Source organism: Anaerolineae bacterium (assembly GCA_014360855.1).
In the GTDB taxonomy this organism is placed as follows: domain Bacteria; phylum Chloroflexota; class Anaerolineae; order JACIWP01; family JACIWP01; genus JACIWP01.
On the sequence record JACIWP010000204.1, the window covers coordinates 1 to 5,497 of the forward strand.

Genomic DNA, 5,497 nt, shown 5'->3' on the forward strand with positions numbered 1-5,497 from the left:
CCAGGGCCGGCCGGGCAATGTCCAACAACAGCCCGCAGGCGAACAGCACCAGCGCATTGAGCAGGTTCGAGACGGCAATGAAATAGCGCGCCGACCGCTCGCCGTAGACATTGGGCCAGACCGGCACCCCGCCCCGGCGGTAATCCTCGGCGTATTTGATGGAAAGGGTGACGATGTGGGAGGGGATCCACAGCAGAATGGAGAGCACGAAGAGGATGCCCACCACATCCACCCGGCCGGTGGCCAGGACGCGGCCGGCCAGCGCCGGCATGCCCCCCGAAATGCCCCCGAAGATGATGGACAAGGGGGAGCGCCGCTTCAGCCACAGGGTGTACACCCCCAGGTCGAAGACAAAGCCCATGGCGATGACCACGCCGGCCTGCCAGCGCAGGGCGAAGGCAAGCGCCAGGCCGGCCAGCGCAAGCACCGCCCCATAGACCGCCGCGGCGCGGGCACCGATCACCCCGCGCACCAACGGGCGCGTCCGGGTGCGCTCCATGACGGCGTCAATATCGCGATCCAGCACCATGTTGAGCGCGGTACAGCCGCTGATGCTCAACAGCAGGGCCGCGCTGAACAGCAGGACATGGGCGTGCGGGGCATGCCCCCCCATGGACACGATGTAGGCGCAGATTCCCGTGGCATACAGCAGTAGGGTTTGCTTGCTCTTAATGAGCGCCCAATAGCCGGCCAGCCGTCCGCCAAGGCTCGGCACCGGCCGCACAGCCACGCCGGCGGGCTCAGGTGTGATGGGCGGAAGCGGACTGCTCGACATCTGGCACCATGCCTCCTGATGGGTGAGAGTGTATCCATGCGAGGACCTGCCGGCGTTCCGGGATGCCAGCCGGCCCCGGCTGTTCGATGGAGAACGAGGCGGTCACATTGGCGAAATACGCCGCCTCCTGATAACCGCATCCCTCATACAGCCGGACAAGAAAGGCGGCGGCGAAGACATCGCCGGCGCCGGTAGGGTCCAGCTCCTGCGCCGGCCGAGGCTCCGCATGAAACGCCTTTCCCTCAGCGAAAACCGTCGCGCCGCGCGGCCCTTGGGTCAGCACCACCACCGGCACGTGCCGGCGCAGATACGCCAGCGTCTCGTCGTCGCCGGCCAGCTCTTCCTCGCTCAGGGTCACGACGCGGATGCCCTCGAACGAAAGCCGGCGCAGGAGCGCCGGCCGGTTCGAGACACGGCCTTCCGCATCCCATTCCCGCATCCAGCCCTGCAGGACCGCGCCGCACAGTGCGTTCGGGAACAGCCTCGCCAACTCAGGGGCAATCTCATGTGCCACCGGCCCCAATAGGACGAGCGGCGCCGCGCGCCAGGCCGCCGGCACATCCTCTGCCCCAATCGGTTCGCTGACCTCCAGCAGGCGCTGTACCCGCCCGCCGGCGGTGTACTGGTTATGAAAAGTGGTCGTGCGCTCGGAGGGCAGGACATGGAGATGAATGCCCTCGGGCATGTCCCCGGGCGAGACGTGCGGGCCACAGCGGGTCAGGATGCCCGTAGGAAGGCCCAACCGATGCGCCGTCAGGCCGGCATAGGTCACCACGCCCCCCAGGGCATATCCGCCAGGGACGACGTCCCTGCAAAGATGTCCGATGACCAGGAAGCGGATGGGCGTGTCGGGGATACTCACGCTCACCTCACGGCAGGGGGAGGGTGATGACAAAGCCGGCGCCCTTCGGCAGGCCGGTCATCACGGCGATGGTGCCGCCGTGATCCTCCACGATCTTCTTGCTGATGGCCAATCCCAGGCCGGTGCCGTGGGCTTTGCCGTGCGTGACAAAGGGCTGAAACAGGTTCGGCAGAATCTCCGGCGGGATGCCTGGGCCGTCGTCAATCAGCTCGAGCACCACCTGATCATCCTGCCGGCGGGAAATGATGGTGAAATTGCCGGGCTGTCCATTGAGCGCATCGCGGGCATTGCCGGCGATATTTACCAACACGCGCCGCATCTTGCCCTTATCCAGCGAGACCACGCCGCGATACTCGAGCTGGGTGTGAATGGTGATATGCCGCTCGCGAAAATCCTCCTTGAGGAAATCCACCACTTCCTGCACGAAGGTGTCCAGCGGGACCGGCTCCATCTGCAGGGCGCCGCCGCCCTGGACGAAATCGAGGATTTCCTGCGCCATGCCGACCAGGATATCCACCGCGTTCATGACGGTCTGGGCGAACTGTTTGCGCTGGGCCGGCGGCAGATCATCCCTGCCCAGGAAGGCGGCATAGCCTTTGATGGTGGTCATGGGCGTCTTGAAATCATGGATGATGCCGCTGGCCAGCCGGCCAACCGCCGACAGACGCTCCGAGCGAATCAGCTCGTCCTGGGTGGCCCGCAGTTCCGCCAGCGCCTGCTGAAGTTCCAGGTTGCGCTGTTCGAGATTGCGGTAGAGCTGAGCCATATGGAGAGCAATAGCCGCTTGATTCCCCAGCGCCTGAAGCAGGGCCAGGTCCTCCTGCGTGAACAGGCGCTCCGTGATGCGGGTATCCAGGTAAATCGCTCCCAGCAGGTCGCGCTCATATATCAGCGGCACCGCCATGACGGAGCGGATGCGGTAATTCACGATGCTGGCGGACGACTGAAAGCGGGGGTCCTCCTGCGCATTGGTGGTAACCACCGCCTGGCGCGTCTGCATCACCCGGCCGATCAGGCTTCGGCTCAGGCGCACCTCCCCGTCATCCACCTCTTCCAGGGAAAACTGGCGTGCGACCGCGATGCGGAAGCTCTCCTCGCCCGCCGGCTCGTCGGCCAGCACGATGAAACCCCGTTCCGCCTTCACCAGGGCCAGCGCGCGCGTCAATATCAGGTCCAGGATATCTTCCAAATGGACCATGGAGGCCAGCTCGCGGGCTATTTCATAGAGGGTGATAAGCTCCTGCTGATGCTTGATGAGGGTCTCTGCCTCGCGGCGCAGGCTCTCGAAGCGCGCCGGCAGTTGGCGTTGGGCCTCTTTGTCCCCGCTACAGGCGCGGCGCACCAGCTCTTCCAACTGGACGATCTCGCTTCGCAGGCTCATGCTGGCTCTTCCATTCCGAGTGCAGTGGTCCGAGCGCACACGCCATTATACCATGATATCCCACTAGCTCAAAGCCAATGGCATGGCCTCGTTATTAGGCGGTGGTCACCGCGAGGGTGATTGGGTATCCAGTGGGGAACATGACGGCCGGGCTTCGCGAAAGATCATGTTGAATTCTATCCCGTTTCGGGTTATAATATTGATAGGAAATTATCGTGTTTTGCTTTATCTGCGTCGCATCCTGCCGGCTGGTTGTTCACACATCGCAACAAAGAAAGAGGGAGGTGACCCATGTGCCGTGTGTTAATCGTAGACGATGACCCCGACTTTGTCGAGATCACCCGCACCATCCTGGAAAAGGAAGGCTATCAGACGCTCACTGCATCCAACGGCCAACAGGCCCTCGACATCATGCGCAGTGATCCGCCTGATATCGTCCTGCTGGATATCATGATGCGCACCATCCTGGACGGGCTGTACGTGAGCCGGGAAATACAGACGGACCCGCGCCTGAAGAACACGCGCGTCATCATGGTCACTTCCATCGCGGACACGCCGCACGCCAGCGAGTTCCCCACCGATGAATATCTGCCCATTGACGCCTGGTTTTCCAAGCCGATCAACCCGAAGGAACTGCTGGCGACATTGGACAAGATGTGCACCCACCGTCGGGGGACGAGCTCCGCTCAGTCCTGAATCCTGTCCCCTGCCCCGCCGGCCGCATCGCCGCCGGCCCTGCGTTTCCCCTTGTACAAAATATCCGTGAAATATCCCACCGAAAATGATGTGCTTACGCACGATCTCACGTCATTTTCACGCGCACCGCGAACAGCCTGCCCCAAAAGCAGGTGACAGTCACCCATGTGACTGTCACCTGCCGCAGGGTCGTCCCAAACAAAATGGCAGTCACCTCGCCGGTGACCGCCATCCGAGGATAATCCGCTGTCACGCGCCGGCGGTGGATGCCTCCACCTCCGCCGGCCACCACTCCGACTCGCTGAACTCCCCGCACAAGAAGCGGTGCATGTCGGCGGCGGCGACTTTGCCGGCGCCCATGGCACTGACCACCGTGGCGGCGCCCGTGACCACATCGCCGCCGGCCCAGACGCGCGGCTTGGTGGTGCGCAGGGTAGTCATATCCGCCACCACTGTCCCCTCTTTCGTCCGCTCCAAGCCGTAGGTGTTGAGGAACACCACCGGGTTGGGAGTGGTGCCCACCGCGATAATCACCATGTCCACTTCCAGATCGAACTCTGAACCGGGGATGGGGACGGGCCGGCGGCGCCCCGAGGCATCCGGCTCGCCCAACTGCATGCGCACACAGCGCAGGCCTCGCACACGCTTCTGCTCGTCGCCGAGGATCTCCACGGGGTTGGTCAGAAACTCGAAGATGACCCCTTCTTCCTCGGCGTGATGGAATTCCTCGGCGCGTGCCGGCACCTCCTGCCGCGAACGCCGGTACACGATATAGACCTGCCCCGGTTCCCCGCCCTCCTTTTCGGCGCGCATATGCTGAAGGCGCAGGGTGCAGCGCGCCGCATCCATGGCCACGTTGCCGGCGCCGATGACCGCTACCTTCCGGCCCACCTTGATGGGGGTATCATATTCCGGGAAGAGATACGCTTTCATCAGGTTCACCCGGGTGAGGAATTCGTTGGCGGACATGACGCCGTTCAGGTTCACGCCGGGGACATTCAGCAGGGTCGGCAGGCCGGCACCTGTGCCCAGGAACACCGCATCGTAATCGGCCAGCAGTTCATCCAGCGTGATAGTACGGCCCACCACATGGTCGGTGCGTATCTCAATGCCCAGGCATTCCATCGCATAATCAATCTCGGCATGGACGATCCACTTGGGCAGGCGAAACTCCGGGATGCCGTAGATGAGCACACCGCCGGCGGCGTGCAGGGATTCGAAGATGGTCACCTGATGACCGCGCCGGCCCAGCTCCACCGCACAGGTCAGCCCCGCCGGCCCTGAGCCTACCACCGCCACCCGCATGCCCGTGGGAGCGGCCCGCACCAGGGGACAGGTGCGGCGCGCCAGCTCGTAGTCGCCGACGAAGCGCTCCAGCCGGCCGATGGCCACCGGTGCGCCGCGTTTGGCCAGCACACAGGTCGCCTCGCACTGCACCTCCTGCGGGCACACGCGCCCGCAGATGGCCGGCAGGCTGTTGCGCTCTTTCATCGCCATCACCGCGCCGGCCATGTCCCCCTCGCGCAGGCGGCGGATGAACTGCGGGATCAGCACGCCGACCGGACAGCCGTCCATACAGGTCGGGTTCTTGCACTGCAGACAGCGCTCCGCCTCGCGGCGGGCAGTCTCAAAATCAAAGCCCAGCGCCACCTCGTTGAAATTATAGCGGCGCTCCAGCGGGTCCTGCGCCGGCATCTCCTGCCGCGGGATCTGCATGCGCTCTTTGGGTGTCAGCTCAGCCATGGCGGTGCTTCTCCTTTTCCGCTTCCTGCTCAGCCTGCTC

5 protein-coding genes are annotated in these 5,497 nt (G+C 64.0%); 1 reads left to right on the plus strand and 4 read right to left on the minus strand.

Features of this window, described 5'->3' with window-relative positions; translation table 11 throughout:
- The 3 genes from H5T60_10905 to H5T60_10915 all read right to left on the minus strand — a co-directional run.
- On the minus strand, positions 1–775 hold a 775-nt coding region (locus H5T60_10905), incomplete at its 3' end, for a protoheme IX farnesyltransferase (GenBank protein MBC7242939.1).
- On the minus strand, positions 741–1,637 hold the full coding sequence (locus H5T60_10910; GenBank protein ID MBC7242940.1) for a ribokinase: 897 nt from the start codon (positions 1,635–1,637) through the stop codon (positions 741–743). The genes H5T60_10905 and H5T60_10910, both read right to left, overlap by 35 nt.
- A gap of 7 nt (positions 1,638–1,644) precedes the next feature.
- Positions 1,645–3,018, minus strand: coding sequence for a GAF domain-containing sensor histidine kinase (locus H5T60_10915; GenBank protein ID MBC7242941.1), 1,374 nt, complete (start codon positions 3,016–3,018; stop codon positions 1,645–1,647).
- Between the two features lie 291 nt (positions 3,019–3,309).
- Between H5T60_10915 and H5T60_10920 the strand changes: the two genes are divergently transcribed.
- A complete protein-coding gene (locus H5T60_10920; protein ID MBC7242942.1) occupies positions 3,310–3,714 on the plus strand; it encodes a response regulator in 405 nt (134 codons plus the stop codon).
- A 249-nt stretch (positions 3,715–3,963) separates the two neighbouring features.
- Here the strand turns inward: H5T60_10920 and gltA are convergent, their stop codons facing one another.
- Positions 3,964–5,457, minus strand: a complete 1,494-nt coding sequence (gene gltA / locus H5T60_10925; protein MBC7242943.1) for an NADPH-dependent glutamate synthase — start codon at positions 5,455–5,457, stop codon at positions 3,964–3,966.
- Positions 5,458–5,497: the final 40 nt, after the last annotated feature.